General features: G+C 59.0%; 20 protein-coding genes. 14 read left to right on the top strand and 6 right to left on the bottom strand.

Going from position 1 to position 19,030, the window contains the following annotated elements; all coding sequences use genetic code 11:
- Positions 1–6 precede the first annotated feature (6 nt).
- The 5 genes from AADW22_RS16440 to AADW22_RS16420 all read left to right on the top strand — a co-directional run bounded on the left by AADW22_RS16440 (position 7) and on the right by AADW22_RS16420 (position 4,752).
- Positions 7–528 carry a TRAP transporter small permease gene (locus tag AADW22_RS16440; RefSeq protein WP_180829490.1) on the top strand — a complete coding sequence of 174 codons (522 nt, stop codon included), beginning with the start codon at positions 7–9 and terminating at the stop codon, positions 526–528.
- On the top strand, positions 521–1,804 hold the full coding sequence (locus tag AADW22_RS16435) for a TRAP transporter large permease (RefSeq protein WP_005849002.1): 1,284 nt from the start codon (positions 521–523) through the stop codon (positions 1,802–1,804). The genes AADW22_RS16440 and AADW22_RS16435 overlap by 8 nt, the downstream gene beginning before the upstream one ends.
- A gap of 126 nt (positions 1,805–1,930) precedes the next feature.
- The gene (locus tag AADW22_RS16430; RefSeq protein WP_005849004.1) at positions 1,931–2,602 is read left to right on the top strand and encodes a sigma-70 family RNA polymerase sigma factor; all 672 of its coding nucleotides are present in this window, start codon (positions 1,931–1,933) and stop codon (positions 2,600–2,602) included.
- A 1-nt stretch (position 2,603) separates the two neighbouring features.
- On the top strand, positions 2,604–4,067 hold the full coding sequence (locus AADW22_RS16425) for a flagellar hook-length control protein FliK (RefSeq protein ID WP_407474706.1): 1,464 nt from the start codon (positions 2,604–2,606) through the stop codon (positions 4,065–4,067).
- Between the two features lie 13 nt (positions 4,068–4,080).
- Entirely contained in the window at positions 4,081–4,752 is a 672-nt protein-coding gene (locus AADW22_RS16420) for a flagellar hook assembly protein FlgD (protein WP_180829495.1), read from the top strand.
- A gap of 9 nt (positions 4,753–4,761) precedes the next feature.
- Here the strand turns inward: AADW22_RS16420 and AADW22_RS16415 are convergent, their stop codons facing one another.
- The 5 genes from AADW22_RS16415 to AADW22_RS16395 are packed head-to-tail and all read right to left on the bottom strand — an operon-like array spanning position 4,762 to position 8,200.
- Positions 4,762–5,217 carry a hypothetical protein gene (locus AADW22_RS16415; RefSeq protein WP_005849008.1) on the bottom strand — a complete coding sequence of 152 codons (456 nt, stop codon included), beginning with the start codon at positions 5,215–5,217 and terminating at the stop codon, positions 4,762–4,764.
- A 14-nt stretch (positions 5,218–5,231) separates the two neighbouring features.
- On the bottom strand, positions 5,232–5,969 hold the full coding sequence (locus tag AADW22_RS16410; protein ID WP_005849010.1) for a flagellar basal body L-ring protein FlgH: 738 nt from the start codon (positions 5,967–5,969) through the stop codon (positions 5,232–5,234).
- Positions 5,966–6,649, bottom strand: a complete 684-nt coding sequence (gene flgA / locus AADW22_RS16405; protein ID WP_037942023.1) for a flagellar basal body P-ring formation chaperone FlgA — start codon at positions 6,647–6,649, stop codon at positions 5,966–5,968. Before flgA ends, AADW22_RS16410 begins: the two co-directional genes overlap by 4 nt.
- Positions 6,650–6,661: 12 nt before the next feature.
- Complete coding sequence (gene flgG / locus AADW22_RS16400) at positions 6,662–7,447, bottom strand: flagellar basal-body rod protein FlgG (RefSeq protein ID WP_005849013.1); 786 nt, start codon at positions 7,445–7,447, stop codon at positions 6,662–6,664.
- 21 nt (positions 7,448–7,468) lie between these two features.
- Positions 7,469–8,200, bottom strand: a complete 732-nt coding sequence (locus AADW22_RS16395) for a flagellar hook-basal body complex protein (protein WP_235183701.1) — start codon at positions 8,198–8,200, stop codon at positions 7,469–7,471.
- Between the two features lie 118 nt (positions 8,201–8,318).
- On the opposite strand from AADW22_RS16395, the gene AADW22_RS16390 reads away from it, so the two are divergent.
- The 4 genes from AADW22_RS16390 (at position 8,319) to AADW22_RS16375 (ending at position 14,102) form a co-directional block, all read left to right on the top strand.
- Positions 8,319–10,136, top strand: coding sequence for a tetratricopeptide repeat protein (locus AADW22_RS16390; RefSeq protein WP_407474705.1), 1,818 nt, complete (start codon positions 8,319–8,321; stop codon positions 10,134–10,136).
- 129 nt (positions 10,137–10,265) lie between these two features.
- Positions 10,266–11,567: a flagellar hook protein FlgE gene (locus tag AADW22_RS16385; protein ID WP_005849017.1), complete on the top strand. Its 1,302-nt coding sequence runs from the start codon at positions 10,266–10,268 to the stop codon at positions 11,565–11,567.
- 26 nt (positions 11,568–11,593) lie between these two features.
- Positions 11,594–13,012 (top strand): flagellar hook-associated protein FlgK, encoded by a 1,419-nt coding sequence (flgK, locus tag AADW22_RS16380; protein ID WP_064216619.1) that lies wholly within the window; start codon positions 11,594–11,596, stop codon positions 13,010–13,012.
- 10 nt (positions 13,013–13,022) lie between these two features.
- Positions 13,023–14,102 carry a flagellin gene (locus AADW22_RS16375; RefSeq protein ID WP_340289394.1) on the top strand — a complete coding sequence of 360 codons (1,080 nt, stop codon included), beginning with the start codon at positions 13,023–13,025 and terminating at the stop codon, positions 14,100–14,102.
- On the opposite strand, the gene AADW22_RS16370 is transcribed toward AADW22_RS16375, so the two are convergent.
- Positions 14,103–14,807 carry a response regulator transcription factor gene (locus AADW22_RS16370; protein ID WP_005849021.1) on the bottom strand — a complete coding sequence of 235 codons (705 nt, stop codon included), beginning with the start codon at positions 14,805–14,807 and terminating at the stop codon, positions 14,103–14,105.
- A gap of 174 nt (positions 14,808–14,981) precedes the next feature.
- On the opposite strand from AADW22_RS16370, the gene AADW22_RS16365 reads away from it, so the two are divergent.
- The 5 genes from AADW22_RS16365 to AADW22_RS16345 all read left to right on the top strand — a co-directional run bounded on the left by AADW22_RS16365 (position 14,982) and on the right by AADW22_RS16345 (position 18,970).
- Positions 14,982–16,139, top strand: a complete 1,158-nt coding sequence (locus AADW22_RS16365; protein ID WP_184583851.1) for a flagellar basal body P-ring protein FlgI — start codon at positions 14,982–14,984, stop codon at positions 16,137–16,139.
- On the top strand, positions 16,139–16,441 hold the full coding sequence (locus AADW22_RS16360) for a hypothetical protein (RefSeq protein ID WP_304950978.1): 303 nt from the start codon (positions 16,139–16,141) through the stop codon (positions 16,439–16,441). The genes AADW22_RS16365 and AADW22_RS16360 overlap by 1 nt, the downstream gene beginning before the upstream one ends.
- Entirely contained in the window at positions 16,438–16,929 is a 492-nt protein-coding gene (locus AADW22_RS16355) for a flagellar biosynthesis protein FlgI (RefSeq protein WP_407474704.1), read from the top strand. Before AADW22_RS16360 ends, AADW22_RS16355 begins: the two co-directional genes overlap by 4 nt.
- 132 nt (positions 16,930–17,061) lie before the next feature.
- Positions 17,062–17,931 (top strand): flagellin, encoded by an 870-nt coding sequence (locus tag AADW22_RS16350; RefSeq protein ID WP_407474703.1) that lies wholly within the window; start codon positions 17,062–17,064, stop codon positions 17,929–17,931.
- Positions 17,932–18,094: 163 nt separating this feature from the next.
- Positions 18,095–18,970: a flagellin gene (locus tag AADW22_RS16345; RefSeq protein ID WP_407474702.1), complete on the top strand. Its 876-nt coding sequence runs from the start codon at positions 18,095–18,097 to the stop codon at positions 18,968–18,970.
- Positions 18,971–19,030 lie beyond the last annotated feature (60 nt).

Raw genomic sequence — 19,030 nt, 5'->3', positions numbered from 1 at the left:
GAAGCCGTGAAGAGACTGGAAACCATTTTCGTGGCGTTGAACGGTTGGGCGCTGATCCTCATGCTGTCGGCAATGACGCTGGTCGTCGGTGCCAATATCACCCTGCGCTATGTGACTGCCCATTCGCTGCCTTGGGCGGATGAGGCGGCGCGCTATCTGATGATCTGGATGACCTTTGGCGGCGCGGGACTGGTGTTGCGCACCGGCGGGCATGTCGCGATCACCAACCTACAGGATGCATTACCCAGCATGGGGCAAAAGCTGCTGCGGGCGGGGATTGCCTTGGGGCTTTTGGTCTTTTTCGGTTTCATGGTCTACGTCGGCATCCAATATGCGCAGCGCATGCAGTATCAGGTGACGCCCGCACTGCGGATGCCCTTCCTGTATGTCTACGCGGCGATGCCGGTCGGCTTTGCGCTGCTGATCGCCCACCTGCTGCTGATTGCGCACCCCTTCATCATGGCGGGGGATTATAAACGTATGGACGGGGCCACCGCCGATCCGCTGCCCGGAGGCGCAAATGGCTGAGATCCTTTTTCCCGCGCTTTTCGTACTGCTCGCCCTTGGTCTGCCCGTGGCCTTTGCGATGGCGATATCCGTCTTTGTCGCGCTGAGCTTCGGGTCGTCCTACCCCAACCTCGTTGTGGTGAAAGAGATGTTCTCGGGCCTTGATAGTTTCCCGCTCCTGGCGGTGCCGTTCTTTATCCTCGCGGCAGAGATCATGACCGGCGGGGCGGTGACACTTGCGATGCTGCGCTTGGCACAATCGCTGGTGGGGCATCTGAAAGGGGGCTTGGGTCACGCGAATGTCGTCAGCTCTGCCATGTTCGCGGGGATCTCCGGCTCGGCGCTGGCCGATGCTGCGGGGCCGGGGACGATGATGATCCGCATGATGGAGAAGGGCGGCTATGGCCGTGCTTATGCCGGTGCGCTCACCATCTCGAGCTCGGTCGTGGGGCCGATTATCCCGCCGTCGATCACGATGATTATCTACGCCATGCAGGACCAGCAGGTATCGGTCGGGTCGCTGTTCATGGCGGGTGTGCTGCCGGGTATCCTGATCACCGCAGCGGTGCTGCTGGCCAATGCGCGGGTCAGCCACAAACGCGGCTATGCCAGCGGCGCGCCGATGCCTCCCTTGGCCGAGATCGCGCGGATCGCGCTTTACGCGCTGCCCGCGCTGATGCTGGTGGTGCTGATCGTCGGCGGTATCCGTTTTGGTGTGTTCACCCCGACCGAGGCGTCGGTGATCGCGGTCTTCTACGCGCTGTTCGTCGGCATGTTCATTTACCGGTCGCTGCGGGTCGCGGATCTGCCCGCGATTATCCTGCGCGCGGCCCTGGTGTCGGGGGCGGTGCTGTTGATCCTTGGTGCGGCGCGGGCCTTTGCCTGGGTGTTGATCATCGAAGGCGTGCCGCAGTTTCTGGCAGAGACGATCATTGCCTGGGATCTGTCGCCGATTGTCTTTTTGCTGGCGGTGAATGCGCTGTTGCTGGTCTTTGGCCTGTTCATGGACCCGCTGCCCGGGGTGATGATCCTTGTGCCGATCCTTGCGCCCATCAGCTTTGCGCTTGGGATCGACCCCGATCATTTCGCGATTATCGTAATTGTGAACCTGACCCTTGGTCTGACCACACCGCCGGTGGGAAGCCTGATTTTTGTCGTCTCGTCCGCGGTGAACATCAAGCCATCGGCCCTGATCAAGGAAATGCCGCCGTTCTTTATCGCACTGATGGGGGCGTTGCTGTTGATCACCTTTATCCCTGCGCTGTCCACTTGGTTGCCGACGCTCAGCGGGTTCTAGGGGGAACTGTCCTTTGATATCGGGTTGTTTGCCAAGGATAAAACCCAATTTAACCGTGCCTTAAGCAAAATAAACTTTCCCAGATTCGTGAAGTGTGGTCATGTTGGGGAAAAAGTTGGGCAGGCAATGACAATAACTTATGCAGCAGCGCGCAATGCGCCGATGTTGGCGTTGGAAGATGAACGTGTCCTGTTAAAGGATTGGCAGGTCAGCAAAGATAAGTTCGCGCTTGAATCCTTGGTGCTGTCCCATGCGCGTATCGTGTTCTACTGGGCGCGCAAGCTCAGCGATGATCAGGCCGAACGCGAAGACCTGATTTCCGAAGGGATACTGGGGTTGATCCACGCCGCCGATCTGTTTGATCTGGATCGGGACGTACGGTTTTCGACCTATGCGAAATGGTGGGTCAAGAACGCCACGATGACCGCCCGCAACCACCTGCGCGCCATTGTCGAGACTCCGGCGGGCGTGCAGAAAACAGTGCAGCATTCCATTGACGACGATGACAGCTTTGCGCTGCTGGCGTCGGAAGACCCCAACCCCGAAGAGGCCGTGATCGCGCAGTCGTCGCAAACCCTGATCCGCGCGCGATTGCTTGAGGCGATGGAACGGCTTCAACCGATGGACCGCGAGGTGCTGCGGGCGCGGACCTTGCAGCAGCCCCCTGAGAGCATCCAAGATCTTGCCACGCGGATGGAGGTCACCCCCGCCAAGCTGCGCCAGATCGAACGCCGCGCGATGTCGCGGTTGAAGTATGAGCTCGCGGCGCGTGGCGTCATGACAAGCAAGATGCACTGAGATGAATGTCGCTCTATCCGCATTGATGACGGGGCAGGTTGGCGTGAAAACCGGCAAGGGCTCCAGCGCCGTGCCCGAAGGGTTCGCCGCGCTGATGGGGACCGTCGCAATTGGCGAGGCAGGTGCTGCGGTACCGCCCTTCACCCTCGGCCCCGATGGTGAGCCTATTCTGCTGGGTAGTGACGATGCTACCGCCGAAGGGATGGCAGATGTGCTGGGGCTTTCGCTGACCACAGAGCAAGCGGGCGATCCGACGGCCCTGTCGATGGAGGCATCCTTCACCGGTCTGATGTCGGCCGCCCAACCGACGGGCGAGGGGGCTCCCGCTCAAGCAACGGGGGCGGTGACCACCGCGACCACGGTCAGCGCCCCCGCAGTCGCTGTGCCACAGACGTTCGTGCAAGGTGTCGCGGGCGAAACTGACCCTCGGTTGCCGTTGGCCGCGCCACCATTGGCCGCGCCACCATTGGCCGCTGACGCGGTAGCGGCCAATGTGACGCAAACCGCTGTTAAGGTCGCGCCCGAAACGGCTGCGCCTGCGGCGCCATCCCCTGTCGAGGCGAAAACCGATGTCAAAATCGCGGCACCCGCACCGCAAACTTCTGTTGTGCCGCAGCCCGTTGCTGCCCCCGCGACAGCAGTAGCGACACAGCAACCAATCGCTGCCACGGCAGAGGTTCAAACCGTTGCGCAAACGCAGGGGGCGGCGGCGGTGCAACCCGTCCCTAAGCCGCAGGTTAGTGACAAGGTTTCGACCCCGCCGCGTGCAGTACCCCAAGCCGCGGCCGCTGTTGAGGGAACCGCCCCGCCGGAACCATCAATCGACGCGGATACGCCCGTCGCGCCGTTGCGACAGGCCGCTTTCGGGGCGGAGCAGCCGACCTTCTTGAACGCAGGTCAGAATGGCGCAGCCGCACAGGGCAAAGCGCCCGTTGATGTCACCGCGACCTTCCGGCCCGCCGAGGTGGTTCAGGCGCAGCCCGTGGAAAGCAACGCGTTGATCCTCGCCGACCAAGCAAGCGATCTGAAAGCCGCCGCGCCAAGTGCCGAGACGCAGGCCAAACCTGCACCGAAACCCTTTGCCGATGCGCTGATCTCGCAAGTGAAGGCCGTCGAGGCGAAAGAGGGCCGCACCTCGGTCAGCTTGCATCCGCGCGGTTTGGGGCAAATCGAGATCGAGGTCGTCACCGACAAGGACAGCGGCACCCGCGTTGTGGTCCGTGTCGAGAACCCTGCCGTGCTGCAAACGCTGCGCGATGAACGCCAGCTTTTGGCGCAGGGGCTCGGGTTTACCGACGCGGGCAGCTTTGAATTCCAGCAGGGGTTCTCGGACGATGGTGCGCGCGATCAACAACGCTCTACCGCGGGGTTCGGTGGGGGCATTGATGACGGCGCAGGCCCTGTGACCGCTGGCGTTCAGCACAAAAATGTGGTGGATGACGGACAACTTGATATTCTCACCTAAGGGGGTGTGATCCATGCTGACAAGCCAGACACTGTTGAACAATTTCACAAGCACGAACCAAAGCTCGGCGCAGGATTCACTGGGCCAGTTGGGCGAGGATTATACCAAGTTCCTGACCCTGCTGACCGCGCAGATCCAGAACCAGGATCCGCTTGAGCCGGTCGATAGCACGCAATTCGTCGCACAGCTTGCGCAGTTGTCGCAGGTGGAACAAGCGGTGCAGACCAATACCCAGCTAGAGACATTGACCAGCCAGATCAGCGGCTTGCTGAATCTGGGGGGCACCGATCTTTTGGGGCGCGATGTTACAGTGCAATCCGATGTGGTGATGCTGGAAGATGGCACGACCTCGACCTCCTACGAGGTGGGGGCCGGCGCAGCCGAGGTCACCGCGAAAATCTATGATCCGCTGGGGCGCAATGTGCGTACGATCAACGGCCTGTCCACAGTATCCGGCACCACGAACCCGCTGGGATGGGATGGCAAGGACGATTACGGCAACGCGCAGTTGGCGGGGAAATACACCGTGGTGCTGACGGCGAAAGATGCCGCTGGTAACAATATCGCGATCCAGCCGTCGCGCAGTGCTCGCGTCGAAGATGTACGTTTCCGCGAGGGAGAGATCATCTTTGGTCTGGACGGCGGCGAAACGGCGTCGTCGATCACCGTGAAATCGGCGAGCTGATCGGGTCTGTCAGTTGCGCAGGCTGGTATTGGCGTAAAAGCTGTTCAGCCGCGCCGTACGTACTGCCGGGAAATTAACGTAGAGCTTACGCACGATTTGCGCGGCAAGCTCTGCTTTGCGGGCTTCTTCTTCGATCGGTTGGGCGAGGCTCAGGTCGGTTTCCGCAAGCTCGGCGATCGCTGACACGGTTGCGTCACGCAAACGGGCGCGCCCGACGGCACCGTTGATCTCGTGAAACGACGAAGCCCCCATGACATAGACATCCATGTCAAACACCAGATGCAGGATTTTGCGGCTCTGGATGATCTGCATGGTGAATTTGCCCAAGGGCATCTTGAACATTAGCTCTTGCGTGGCCGCCTGATCCGAGGGGGCCGATGTCGTTGGCCGCATAAAGCGTTCCCCGACATAGCCCATGGCCCCCGCACCAATCACGCAAACGGCGATGATGATGTATTTGATCACACCTTCGTCCCGCCTTAGTAGGGCAGGAACACTTCAAGCGCGTCCTGACCGTAGCGCGCGGTTTGCACCGTCGAAATCTGCCCGCGCCCACCATAGGTGATCCGTGCCTCGGCGATCTTGTCGTAGTCGATGGTGTTCCCGACGTTGATATCGGACTGGCGGATGATGCCAGCGATGCGCAGCTCGCGCAGTTCGTTGTTCACCTTGACCTCTTGCCGTCCGGCGATCACGAAATTCCCATTGGGTAGGGTCTGGATCACAAGGGCGGCCACACGCAGACGTATCGTCTCGTTCCGGCGGATCGACCCTTCGCCTTCGCTGGACGAGCTGCTCGACAGGCCAATCAGCTGTCCGCTGTCGGTCGAGGTGTCGAAGTTCAGGATATCGGGGTCGTCCACCCCAGTGGAGGAGGACCGGCTGCGCCCTGTGGCATTTTGCAACTGCGCGCGGTCATCGATATCGATCAGAACGGTGACCAGATCGCCCACGTCGCCGGCGCGACGATCCTGAAACAGACGCGGTGTCGAATTGCTCCAGAGGCTGGCCTGATCGGCGCGTTTGGGCTGTTCGGGCGCTTTGGGCAGAGGCATCGGGATGCTCACGCGGTTGACCTCGCCCATGTGGTCGGGGCTGAGCGTCAGATCGCTGACCGTGGGGTTGTGGGTTTCCTGAAAATCACCACAGGCCGCCAGAAAAAGCGCCGAAGCTGCTAGCAGACAGCCGAGCCGAGCGGGAAAACGAAGGGATGTCATTGTACGACCTCGACGACGCCTGCTGCCATCGCGATGGTCGACAGGGCCTTGTTGCTGGAAAGATTGACGACGCGCAGTTCCTGACCCTTATGGGCATCATCCAGGGCACGTCCTTTGGCCGTTAGCTGCAACCCGCCGTGAGTCAGGCGGATTTTGACCTTTTCACCGCGGCTGATGATACGGGGCGGCATGACCGAATTGCGCGGGACGGGGCGGCCGGTGACCAGCATACGACGCACCTGCTGGCCGACGAGTTGATCATATTCATTTATCGCATAGCTGCCGACCCGCTGCATCGGCATTTCGACCAGTGACACGTCTTGGGCGCGGACGATTTCATCGGGCACGATGCGCCGGTTGGGAACAGGCACGGTCAATGTCACCATCGCCAGACCCCATACGCGTTGCGGGACACCGCTGTCGGTTACCACATTTGCGATGAATTGGCCCGAGTCAGGGTCGATCCAGAACTCCTGCACGAAGTTGCCCTTCTTGATCATCCCCTCGGCCATGCGGATATCCAGCTTGGCTTTCGCGGGCAAAGTGGCACCCAGTTCGGCGACGGCGCGTTCCTCGATCAGGTCGGTCACGGGCACGGCTTGTGCAAGCGCAGGGCCCGCCACCACAAGAGCGGCGGCAAGCTGGAACAACACGAAAAGGGCAATGGCAACACGTTTCATCGGTTCAACCCGTTACTTGATCTGGTTCGTCGTGGTCATGATCTGATCGGCGGTCTCGATCGCCTTGGAGTTCATCTCGTAGGCGCGCTGTGCCGAGATCAGGTCGGTGATCTGCTGGATGATGTTGACGTTCGACTGTTCAAGATATCCCTGCCGTGTGATGCCGACGCCGGGGGTGCCGGGGACGTTCTGCACAGGCTCACCCGACGCGGCGGTCTGCTCCATCAAGTTATCACCGACGGGTTTCAGGCCCGCTTCGTTCAGGAAGGTCGCAAAGTTCAACTGGCCCAGTTCCACCGGTTCAGGGTCGTTTTCAACATAGGCCATGACCACGCCCTCTTGATTGATTTCGACCTGACGGGTCAGTTCGGGCACGATGATCGCGGGCTCTACCTCATAGCCGTTCAGGGTGACCAACTGGCCTTCGGCGCTGAGCTGGAAGTTCCCGTCGCGGGTAAAGGCCTGTGTGCCATCGGGACGGTTCACGGTGAAATAGCCGCGCCCCTCGATCGCGAGGTCCAACTGGTTTTCGGTCTGGATCAAGCCGCCCTGGATGTTGTGACGGATCACGCCCGCCGCCTGCACGCCCAAGCCGATATCAGTGCCTACAGGCCGCGCAGTGCCTTCTTCGGAGGTCAGCGATCCGGCGCTCGCAAAGCTTTGATAAACCAGATCCTGAAACGCGGCGCGCCCGCTTTTAAAGCCGGTGGTATTGGCGTTGGCGATGTTGTTGGCGATGACGTCAACGTTGGTCTGTTGCGCCAACATGCCCGTGGCCGCGATCCCGAGTGCTTTCATCTTATGCTCCTTCCGGCGGCGTTATACGCGCCCAAGTTTCTGGATGGCCGTGCGGGTCAGATCATCGTCCGACCCCATCAGTTTGACCGAATTCTCATAGGCCCGTTGGATGTCGATCAGACGGGTCATTTCAAGGACGGCGTTCACGTTGCTGCCCTCGATAAAGCCCTGTTTGACCTGCGGGTTCTCCATCTGCTGTGGCTGGCCTGCGTTCGGGGGCAACTGGTACATGCCCGCGCCCATGGGCAGCATCTGCGCCGCCTCGTTGATCGCGACAACGCTGACCGCGCCAAGCACCGCGCCTTGGGGGTTGGTCACGGTGCCGCTGGTGGTGATCACCACCTCGTCACCCACATCATCGGGCAGCACGACAGGCCCGCCGCCCACGCCAAGCAGGGGCATACCACCTGCGGTTTTCAACTGGCCGTCGACATCCACAACAAGGCGCCCGTGACGGCTGTAACCTGTTTCGCCGCCGGGCAGCTGGAAGCTGAGCCAGCCATCACCGGCCACGGCGATGTCCATCGGGTTGCCGGTCTGCATCAAGGGGCCGTCGGCAAGTTCAAGGTATGTCCCGCTTTCGCGAACATAGTTGATCGCGTTGTCGCCGCTGCCATCGGGCACGGATTCAAGCACGGGGTGGATCGCCTTGTAGCCCGAGGTCGTGGCGTTGGCGAGGTTATGCGCCGTCGTGTCCATGCTGCGGGTCAGCGCAGTTGCCTGAGAAAGCGCCACATAACTGATATTGCTCATCTCATCCTCCGGCGGTGCTGAAGCATCACGAAAAAACGCATTGTACATGTCATTGCAAATACAAATTTTCATGAATACAAGGATAAGGCAAGTTCTATTTACACTCTCAAGGATAGGTGTGCGCCAGTATATTTGCATAACGGTCGTTAAGGCGTTGCTGGTTCTTGCGGTTCCGGCGGGTGTACTTGTGGCCGCGCCCTCTGATGTGGTTGATACGCTGGATCACAGCGCGTTGGACGCAGGGCAGACATGGCGGCGGGATCTGGATTTGCGGCGCTGGTCTCCGGACGGGTTGCGCGATGATTTGCGACACAGCATTGCCAAGCTCGGCAGCCAACGGGGCAGCGACCAGACGCGGGTGATGATGGATGTGGCCGAACTGTATATGGCCCATATGCTGCTGTTCGAGGCGGGCTCTATCCTTGCCGAAGTGACCCCTGACACGCCGGTTCATAAACGCCGTCACCGTGCACTGTCCGACGCGGTGCGTCTGCTGGCGGGGGAAGCACCGACCGCGGTAACGCCACCTTTCAACACGTCTCCGCTGGCAGGCAACCGACCGGATCGCGCCTTTTGGGCCAGTCTGGACGCGATTGCCACCTCCGACGTTCGGCGCTTGTCGGATAATATCGAGCCAAGCTTTGGCGGGCTGAGCACACAGCCGGAATCCGTCGTGCGGGCCGTTCTGCCGGTGTTGCTTGAAGCGGCGATTGAGCTGGACAAGCGCGAATATGTCGACGCGACCCTGCGCCTGCTGGACGAAATGCCAGAGCTGGCGGGGGCTGAATCCGGTACATTCCTGCGTGCACGGGCCGCGCAAAAGCGTGGGGACGCGGCGACCGCGCTCAAGATCTATCTGGAAGCGGCAGAGGGCTGGGACCAATACGCCGTGCGCGCCCGTTTGGCGGTTGCGGATATGGCGCTTGCCGATGGCGGAAGGGGGGCGTTGCTGGCTGCACAATCGACCCTAGAGGGCGGATCAGAGGCGTGGCGCGGCGGGCGGTACGAGCTGGAAGTCTTGCGCCGGCTTGAACGGGTGTACCATGCATTGGGCAATCATCCCGAAGCGGTGTTGACCCTTGGCCGTATTCTGCTGCGGTTCCCCGAACCTGCCGAAGCCGCCCCGATTGAGGCGCAGGCGCAAGAATTGCTGGCAGATATCTATAAGGCGGGGGGCGAGGGGCAGTATCCGCTGTCGGCTTGGGTCGCGCTGCATCTGCGTTTGCTGCCCTATTTCCGCTATACCGACGGGTTCACGGCGCAGATTGAAACACTGGGTGACTACGTCTTGAAACTGGGGTCGACCGATCTGGCGGCCAAGGAATACCGTCGTGCCGTGCGTATCTTGCAAGAAAAGCAGGAAGAACAAGGCACCTCCCGCGCGGCCGAGATTTTCCGCCTGAACATGAAGCTTGCGCAAGCGCAGGTGCAGGGGGGGCAATTCGCCGATGCACGGCTGACGTTGGAACTGATGGGCGTCAGCGTCGCCCCCGAGATGGAGGAGGCGCATCAGAGTTTGCTGGCGCAAACCCTCTCTAAACTGGGGGATAAGCCTGCTTTGCTAAAGGCGTCCGTCGATGCACCAACGGCGCAGCATTTGCGCGATGTGGGGCTCGCGCTGTCGGAGGAGGAGCGCTGGCCGCAGGCGGCGGACGTTCTTTCGCAGCTTTGGCGGACATATCCGCAGGATTTTTCCTTGCAGGATGCCACACGCCTGTTGATCGCGGCCTATCGGTCCGAAGATCAAGAGACCCTACAGCAGGTGACGCGTTCCTTCCCCAGTCTCACGCCGTCTAAAGATCTGATTTCACTGGCAAACAGCATATCGGAGGTGCGCGATAACGTGCTGCCGCTGAGCGCGGGCGGGGCGGCGAAGCGGTTGGAGCAGCTAGAGAATGCCTTTGAGAGCATCGCGAATTCAGGGATATCTCCATGAACTCGGCTGCAAATTTCAGCTAAACCAAGGTTAGACAAAAATAAATCGCGAAAATTTAACCTTCTTTAAACCAATTCGATTATTTGTCCTGTTAGGCAAGAATACCAAGAACGACAACGAGGTAGGAAAATGAGCATTTCAAGCGCGCTTCAGACGGGTGTCAGCGGGCTGCGCGCCAACTCCAAGGCGGTTGGCAGCATCTCTGAGAACATCGCAAACTCGAACACGGTGGGGTACCGCCGCGGGTTCGCGCATATGGTCACGACCACTGCCTCGGGCGGGAATGGCGACGGGGTCCTGTCGGTCAACGCCGTTGAAGAGCTGGACATCGCGACAGCAGGCGGCCTGATCTCGACCAACTCCTCTACCGATCTGGCGATTGGCGGGAACGGTTTCTTCGCGGTGTCGATGAACCCGAACGAGACAGTGCAGACCAACTACATGCTGACCCGCGCGGGGTCGTTCTTGCCGGATGAGCAGGGCAACCTGAAGAACGCGGCGGGTTATTATCTTGCGGGCTACCCTTACGGGCTGGAAGGGGACATCGGGTCGGTCGACCGGACGTCCTTCAAGGATATGGAAACGGTTAACATCGGCAATCTGAACATCTCTGCCGGCGTGACGTCGACCATCACCGCCTTTGGCAACCTGCCATCGCAGGACACAGGCCAAGCCGATCCCGGCGCACCTTTTGTCACCTCGTCCGAGGTGTTCACCGCTTTGGGTGAAAGCCAGCGCGTGAGCTTTTCCTGGGCACCTGGCACCACGGCGAACACATGGGATCTGGCGATTGCGGATCAGAATGGCAATGGGCTTGGCAGTGTCACGATCGAGTTCAACAACGCCGGACCTGCGGCGGGCTCTCCGCTGAGCTATAGCAACATCAATTCCACCGCGACGGCACCTGCCGCCTTTACCGTGGACCCTGCGACAGGCGTGGCGACGATCACCCTTGATAACGGGGTTGTCCCGCAAGAGATCGACATCACTCTTGGCAAGCCCGGCGCATTTGACGGGATCAGCCAGTTCGCGGGGGATTTCAGCCTCGCGTTTGATCGGGACGGGTCCAGCGCGGGCGAGCTGGTGCGCACCGAGATCACCGAAGACGGTACATTGTTCGGCGTTTTCGATAATGGCATGCGCCGCGCGCTTTATGACATTCCCGTCGCTGTCGTCGCCAACCCCAACGGGCTGGTCGAAGTGAAGGGCAACGCCTATCGCCTGTCGGGTGAAACAGGGTCGTTCTCTGCTTTGCAGGCCAATTCTTCGACCGTGGGGTCGATCAACGCCGGTGCGCTTGAAGGGTCTAACGTGGACATTGCGCAAGAGATGACCGACCTGATCAAGGCGCAGCGGGCGTTTTCGACCAATGCCAAAGTGATCACTACCGTCGACGATATGATGGATGAAACCACCCGTCTGAAACGATAAGCCAGACGGTCTGACCGGAGCATGACATGAGCCTTTCGGGCGCGCTGAATTCGGCCACAGCCGGTTTGCATACGACACAGGGTCAGTCGCGGATTGCGGCCGATAACGTGTCGAATGCGATGACCCCCGGTTATGTCCGGCGCGAGGCGGTGCTGGTCACCGCCAGCGGCGGGCAGGGCGGTGCCGTCATCAGCGAGGTCCGCCGCGAGGTTGATGCGACGCTGCAACGGATGTCGCGGCTCGAAAACAGTCGGATGACGCAGTATCAGTCTATTCAGGAAGGGCTGACCACCTATACCGCCTATCTGGGGCAACCCGGTGACGGCACATCGCCCGCAGACCGGTTTAACGATTTCCAGAACAGCCTGACAACGCTGGTCAATATGCCGTCGTCGAACGGGGCGCAGACATCGGTTGCGCTGGCGGCAGAGGATTTGGTGCGGTCGGTCAAAGGGGCAGCGACAACGCTGTCCACGACGTTGAACGACGTGAATATGGAAATCCGCTATGAAGTCGCGGACCTGAACACGGCCCTATACCAGTTGCGCGATCTGAATGCCTCGGGCAGCGGCTTTACCCCCGGTTCGCTGGAGGCCGCGCAGTTTGATGAAAAGGTCGACACGATCCTTGACCAGATTTCCGGGATCGTTGACACGCGGATACATCGGTCTTCGAACGGATCGATCAGCCTGTATACGGTCAGCGGGGCCGCATTGCTGGAGGGGCGCGTCGTGCAGGATGTGACCTTTAACCCCAGCGACGGCACATTGATGGCGGGTAATCAGGACATCACCCCGTTCAAAGACGGTGTACGTGGTATTCAGCACGGCAGTCTTGCGGGGCTTTCCGAGCTGAAGAGAGAGACTATACCGCAGTTTAGTCAACAGTTGGACGAATACGCGCGGGGGCTGATCCAGACCTTTGAAGAGGCGGATGCCAGCCTTGCACCGGGTGAAGCGGGGCTGTTCACAGATAACGGGATCGCGTTTGATCCGGCGAATATCACAGGTCTGGCGAGCCGTTTGCAAATAAACAGCAAGATCTCCTCTACCGGCGAGGCGGAGGTTTGGCGTATCCGCGATGGTCTGGGGGCCACTTCCCCCGGTGCAGGGTCTGAAACGGTGCAGATCAACGCATTTCTGGCAGGGCTCGACACGGCGATGAATGCAGCGACGGGCACGGGTATTCCCGCCGAGGTCACCTTGCGTGATTTTTCGGCAGAGATGATCACCAGCCAAGCGGCCACGCGCGCGCGGGCAGAGAATGACTTTAACGCCGCGGCCTCTGCGGCCGAGGTCGTGATGTCGGCGCGGCGCAACTCTGAAGGTGTGAATATTGATGACGAGATGCAGCAACTGCTGTTGATCGAACAAAGTTATGCGGCAAACTCCAGAGTGCTTACAGCGGTGTCAGAGATGATCGACACGCTGATCGCAGCGGTATGAGGCAGGGACAATGGTTCTAGGTATCAGCAGTTTTTCGTCGTTCCAGTTTAACCTTTTCAACCGTCAGAACGTGCAGCGCACGACACTGGAATTGCAACGGGTGAGCGAAGAAGTCTCTACCGGAAAAAAGGCCGACATCTATGCCGATCTGGGCCCGCGCGCGGCCTCGGTGATGAAGCTGCACGGGCGCGAGGCGAATACCCAGACCTTCATGACATCGAACGACGTGCTGGCGAGCAAGCTTGACGCGATGCTTGCGTCCGTCGATGCGGCACGTACGCAGGTACAATCGGTGCTGGAAAGCGCGCTGGTCAATGCTACACGCAATGGCAACGGGGCCGAGGTGTTGCAGATGCAGGCCCGCGCCGCGCTGGAAAGCCTCGTGTCGACGATGAACACGTCGTATAATGGCGAGAACCTGTTTTCGGGGCTGGAATCCAACAAGACCTCGCTGACCCGCTGGCCCGAAACCAGTGCCGACACAGGCCGTTCACCGCAATCGGTGGTCGAAGAAATCTTTGGCGCCGGTCCAACCGACCCAGCCAGCGCCCAAACCATCGCGGATCAGCTAGAGACCGTGTTCAACTCGCAAGACGCCGACGCCAGCCGGAACTTTCAGGGCACCTTCTATCAAGGCTCGCCCGAGCGTGATGCCAGTGGGGCCGAGACAAAACAGATCAGCGCCTGGGTGAATACCGGACAAGAGGTCGTCTACGGCGTGCGCGCCAACGACCAGTCTTTCCGCGATGCCTACAAAGGGTTGGCGATGCTGGCCGTGACCGACGTGAGCCAGATGGACGAAGCGGCCTATAGCACCTGGATGTCAGAGGTGGTCGATAGCCTGTCGGCGTCGCAAGAGGGTATGTTGGATATCTCGGCGCGGATCGGGTTCAACCAGCAGATCGTCGAGAAGACCCAAACGCAGCTGACCGATCTGTCGCTTGTGCAGCGGACGCAAATCTCGAACTACGAAAGTGTTGATCCCTACGAGGCGATCACGCGCATGAATAGCCTCGAGACACAGTTGCAGGCGAGCTATCAGGTCTCCTCGCGGCTTTCGAGCCTGTCGATCCTGAATTACCTGCGCTGATCAGCCGGCTTTCGACGTCACCTCGGGCGAGCTTAGCTTGTAGCCGCGGCCATGCACGGTCTCGATATACTGCCAGCCTGATTTCGACGCGGAAGCGAGCTTTTTGCGCAGTTTGCAGATGTAGACATCGATGACCTTATCGAAGGGCTGATCGATGCTGCTGCCGTAGATTGCGTCATAAATCGCGTCTTTAGAGATGACTTTGTTCGAGTTCAGCGCAAGATGCTGGAACACCGAATATTCGCGTTTTGACAGTTTGATGCGGCTGCCCGATACAATCGGATCGCGCCCGTCGAAATAGGCGGTCAGCTCTCCGACGATCACGCTTTCAGAAGCATGGCCATAGTGACGCCGGATGATCGAATTGGTCCGCGACAGCACTTCGGCCCCACGGATCGGGCTGACGATCACATCATCCGCGCCAAGGTTCAGCAGGTCCGACGTATCCTTGGCGTTGCGGAAATCCTTGAGCACGATGACAGGGTTGACGCAGCCTGCGGTACGCATCGCGCGGATATATTCACGCGTATCGTCACATTCACCGATCAGAACCGCATTGGTCTGATGGCCCGGTTGCAGCAATGGGCCAAGGCCCGTCGTGAAAAACTCGGCGGTGACGAACTGAAGCTCGATACCTGCGCTGCGCAGCTCTGCCGTAAGGCCGGCGCATCGTTCTTTCCGCTGTTCGAAAATATACATGCGCATGTTTGTGTGCCCTAAACCCTGACTATTCCTATCGGTAGCAAGTATATTCTGCGGTAGCAACAATTAATAGATGATTTAACTTGTATAAATCCGGTTATTACGTGATTATGCCAAGGATAGTTGAACTGTTCTTGTACCGGAGATTTCGCAATGGCGCACAGCCAGCGACGCCCCATGACCCGCCTGTTGCGCTGCCTGCGGGCCCTTGCCGCCGCAGCACTTTTGGTTGTGCCCGCGATGCCGTCCTGGGCCGAGGTCCGGATCAAGGATATTGCGCATTTTGAAGGTGTGCGGGAAAACCATCTGATCGGATATGGCCTCGTTGTCGGGCTTTTGGGGACGGGGGATAAGCTGAACTCCAGCCCATTCACCCGTGAATCCATTCGCGGGATGCTTGAACGGCTTGGCGTTGCGAACCTTGATGGCGAGGCGCTGAAAACCAAGAACACCGCCGCCGTGATGGTGACGGCCAAGCTGCCCCCGTTTGCGCGGCGCGGCTCGCCCATCGATATCACCGTCTCTTCGCTTGGAGATGCGACAAGTCTGCGGGGCGGCACCTTGTTGATCACCCCGCTGACGGGCGCGGATGGTGAGGTCTATGCCGTGGGGCAGGGCGCCGTTGCGGCCTCGGGCTACCGGGTGGATGGCAATGCCGCGAGCGTTGTGGATGGCGTGCCGACCATTGCGCGGATCGAAAACGGGGCTATCGTCGAACGCGAGATCGAATTCAGCCTCTTTCAGCTCGACAGTATCCGGATTGCGCTGAACAACCCTGATTTCACCACGGCGGATCGCGTGCGCGAAGCCATCGCGAAACACCTTGGATCCAGTCAGGTCGAGGTGTTGGATTCTGGCACGATCGAGGTCTGGGTCGGTGACAAACGCAACGCGCCCGAGACGATCATGGCGGTGGAAAACCTGCTGGTCACGCCGGACGCCGTGGCGCGGGTCGTGATTGACGAAAAGTCGGGCACCATCGTCATGGGCTCGGACGTGCGGATCGCGCAGGTCGCGATCAGCCAGGGGGGGCTGACCGTGCGCGTGCGCGAGAATTTCGGCGTCAGCCAGCCCGGTCCGATCAGCCTTGGCGGGAATACGGCCGTGATCAGCGAGGAACCTATCTCTATCGGGGGGACGACAGTGATTGTGCCGGAGACCGAGATTGATATCGAAGAAACTGACGGCAGCTTTACCATTCTTAACGGTGACGTGAGCCTGCAAGAGCTTGTCGACGGGCTGAACGCCATCGGCGTCGGCGCACGGCAAACGATTGCGATTTTGCAGGCCATCAAAGCCGCAGGGGCGCTTCACGCCGATCTGGAGATTATCTGATGACCGGTTCAATCCCCCCGTCACTGCCTAGTTTCGATATCGCCAAACCCGACCGCGCGGTGCAGACAGGTAAAGAATTCGAAAAGGTGTTCTTGACCCAATTCGTGGACGAGATGATGAAAACCGCCGGTGCCTCTGCTTTCGGCGGGGAACAGCAGGCGGATATGTGGCGGTCCTTCATGTCCGAAGCCGTCGCTGGCCAGTTGGTAGAGCAGGGCGGCCTGGGCTTTTCCGGTAGCGTGTCGCAAATGCTGGACGCCTACGGGCAGGGCAAAGCCAAATTTTCGGAGCAGGGCGAATGACCCCGCGCACCTTCCGTTTCGGTCAACGCGGCACCGCGCCCGAGGGCGAGGCCCCTGACCAGTTGGTGCTGACCCCGCAGGACGAGGAAAATATTCACGCCTATGTCGCGAAAATCCACGACACCATCGACGTGCTGAACCGCGAGGTCGAGGCGATCAAAGCCGGCAATCTGGATGTCGTTAGCGCGATCTTCGAAGAAAAATCCCGCGCGTTGAAGTGGCTGGAGCTACAAACCCCGCTGGTCGAACCCTTTATGGAGCACCCGATTATGGTTGAGCTGGAGGTGAAGGCGCAGCTCAAGCAGTTAAAGGGGGCGATTGAAGAGGATAGCGCAATTTTATCCCGCATGGCCGTCGCCGCCCGCACCATTCTGCGCGAGGTCAAAAAAATCAGTAATCGTAACGCGCTAGACGGAAATTATGGCAAGATGGGCCAACGTGTGAGCGGCGTTGCGGATAAGAATATGCACGTCGATCAGAAATTCTAACGCGCGTTCCGTCGATTTTACCCAATTTGTTAACCCTGCTTTAACCTGAACTGCTATGTAGTTCAGGTTAGCCTTTTACGGCTGACCTCAGTCAGAAGACTGGATCAATACGAGAAGCAAGGAGAACATTAAATGTCGTCCATTCTCACAAATACCTCCGCAATGAACGCTCTGGCCACGTTGAAAGATGTGAACCGTGGGCTCAACCAAACACAGGACCGTGTTTCCACGGGTCTAAAAGTGGCGTCCGGTAAAGACAACGCCGCCTATTTCGCCGTCTCCGAGACGATGAAAGGCGACAGCGGCATGTTCAAAGCCATCAATGAAGGCATGACCGCGACCAAGAACTCCGTCGCGACAGCCCGTCTGGGTGCCGAAACCGTTTCCGACATCGCGCAGCAGATCGTCGAGCGTGTTGCTTTCGCTCAAACCGATGGCGTGGATCGCGCTGACGTCCAGCTGGAAATCGATGCTTTGGTCGAAAATATGACCTCGGCGATCGCTCAGTCAACTTTCAACGGCGACAACCTCGTCGATGGTGTTTACAAAAATGACTCAGCCGGCAACCCGCTAACCGAGGTATCGGTGGTAAATGGTATCAAACGTACTGGCACCGGAATTACCGCGACTACGTTTGCGTTTAATGAAGTTAACTTGACTGCGATCAAGGATGCATTTGCTACAATTGACTTGGAATCCTTAGCTGCTAATACCGGTGGTACTACTATGGCTGAGAAGCTTGCCACAGCAGAAGCTCAGCTTGGTGAAGCAATTACCGCAGCAACGTCCCTTGGCATCACTGAAAATACTCTTGATAGCCAAATGCAATTCATCGACAGCCTGACAGACACGCTGGATTCCGGCGTAAGCTCGATGGTTGATGCGGATATGGAAGAAGAAGCGGCGCGTTTGCAGGCCTATCAGGTTCAGCAGCAGCTGGCGACGCAGTCCTTGTCGATTGCAAACCAGGCGCCTCAGAACATCCTGAGCTTGTTCCGTTAATCTCGCCTCGGCGATTTATAAGAACGCTCCCTCCGTCTTTGGTGGGAGAAAGCTGGCATGGCAGTCGTGAAGCCAGTTTAATCTAATCACCAGATAACAAAGCTGGCGCAAGTCAGTATCAGTCAGAAGACTGGATCAATACGAGAAACAAGGAGAACATTAAATGTCGTCCATTCTCACAAATAGCTCAGCAATTAACGCTCTGGCCACGTTGAAAGACGTGAACCGTGGGCTCAACCAAACACAGGACCGTGTTTCCACGGGTCTGAAAGTGGCGTCTGGCAAAGACAACGCCGCCTATTTCGCCGTCTCCGAGACGATGAAAGGCGACAGCGGCATGTTCAAAGCCATCAACGAAGGCATGACTGCGACCAAGAACTCCGTCGCGACGGCTCGTTTAGGTGCCGAAACTGTTGCAGACATAGCTCAGCAAATCGTCGAACGTGTTGCGTTTGCACAAACTGATGGCGTGGATCGCGCTGATGTACAGCTTGAAATTGATGCACTCGTCAAAAACATGGGGACGGCAATCGAGCAGGCTACGTTCAATGGCGACAACCTAGTTGATGGCAATAGTATGGATGGGACCGCCGACAGCAACCCTGATAACAGTGTGATAGTTACCAACGGGGTAACACGCAGTGGCGGTACTTTTGCTACTACGACATTCAAGTTTGAAGGTGTGAATCTCGATGCTATCAAGACAGCATTCGAAGGAATTAAGGTCTACAGCGAAACATCAGGAACTCCTGATGTAATCGACATGGAGCAAGCACTGCAAGATGCAGAGGCCGAGCTAGCAGCTTCTATTGAAGCTGCCACATCCCTAGGCATCACCGAAAACGCTCTCGACGGCCAAATGCAGTTCATCGACAGCCTGACAGACACGCTGGATTCCGGCGTGAGCTCGATGGTTGATGCGGATATGGAAGAAGAAGCGGCGCGTTTGCAGGCCTATCAGGTTCAGCAGCAGCTGGCGACGCAGTCCCTGTCGATTGCAAACCAGGCGCCTCAGAACATCCTGAGCTTGTTCCGTTAATTCGGTTTAGGCGTTATATGAAAAACCCCTCTCCGCCACTGGTGGGGAGGGGCCCTGACG

Origin of the sequence: Sulfitobacter sp. PM12, assembly GCF_045586035.1 — a bacterium.
Taxonomy (GTDB): domain Bacteria; phylum Pseudomonadota; class Alphaproteobacteria; order Rhodobacterales; family Rhodobacteraceae; genus Sulfitobacter; species Sulfitobacter pontiacus.
Note: the sequence above shows the minus strand (reverse complement) of the source record. Positions and strands in the feature narration are given on the sequence as shown.

Coding starts and splice junctions, on each gene's coding strand:
- AADW22_RS16435 (WP_005849002.1), top strand. CDS start 521: ATGGCTGAGATCCTTTTTCCCGCGCTTTTCGTACTGCTCGCCCTTGGT.
- AADW22_RS16430 (WP_005849004.1), top strand. CDS start 1,931: ATGACAATAACTTATGCAGCAGCGCGCAATGCGCCGATGTTGGCGTTG.
- AADW22_RS16425 (WP_407474706.1), top strand. CDS start 2,604: ATGAATGTCGCTCTATCCGCATTGATGACGGGGCAGGTTGGCGTGAAA.
- AADW22_RS16420 (WP_180829495.1), top strand. CDS start 4,081: ATGCTGACAAGCCAGACACTGTTGAACAATTTCACAAGCACGAACCAA.
- AADW22_RS16410 (WP_005849010.1), bottom strand. CDS start 5,969: ATGACATCCCTTCGTTTTCCCGCTCGGCTCGGCTGTCTGCTAGCAGCT.
- flgA (WP_037942023.1), bottom strand. CDS start 6,649: ATGAAACGTGTTGCCATTGCCCTTTTCGTGTTGTTCCAGCTTGCCGCC.
- flgG (WP_005849013.1), bottom strand. CDS start 7,447: ATGAAAGCACTCGGGATCGCGGCCACGGGCATGTTGGCGCAACAGACC.
- AADW22_RS16395 (WP_235183701.1), bottom strand. CDS start 8,200: ATGAGCAATATCAGTTATGTGGCGCTTTCTCAGGCAACTGCGCTGACC.
- AADW22_RS16385 (WP_005849017.1), top strand. CDS start 10,266: ATGAGCATTTCAAGCGCGCTTCAGACGGGTGTCAGCGGGCTGCGCGCC.
- flgK (WP_064216619.1), top strand. CDS start 11,594: ATGAGCCTTTCGGGCGCGCTGAATTCGGCCACAGCCGGTTTGCATACG.
- AADW22_RS16375 (WP_340289394.1), top strand. CDS start 13,023: ATGGTTCTAGGTATCAGCAGTTTTTCGTCGTTCCAGTTTAACCTTTTC.
- AADW22_RS16370 (WP_005849021.1), bottom strand. CDS start 14,807: ATGCGCATGTATATTTTCGAACAGCGGAAAGAACGATGCGCCGGCCTT.
- AADW22_RS16365 (WP_184583851.1), top strand. CDS start 14,982: ATGACCCGCCTGTTGCGCTGCCTGCGGGCCCTTGCCGCCGCAGCACTT.
- AADW22_RS16360 (WP_304950978.1), top strand. CDS start 16,139: ATGACCGGTTCAATCCCCCCGTCACTGCCTAGTTTCGATATCGCCAAA.
- AADW22_RS16355 (WP_407474704.1), top strand. CDS start 16,438: ATGACCCCGCGCACCTTCCGTTTCGGTCAACGCGGCACCGCGCCCGAG.
- AADW22_RS16350 (WP_407474703.1), top strand. CDS start 17,062: ATGTCGTCCATTCTCACAAATACCTCCGCAATGAACGCTCTGGCCACG.
- AADW22_RS16345 (WP_407474702.1), top strand. CDS start 18,095: ATGTCGTCCATTCTCACAAATAGCTCAGCAATTAACGCTCTGGCCACG.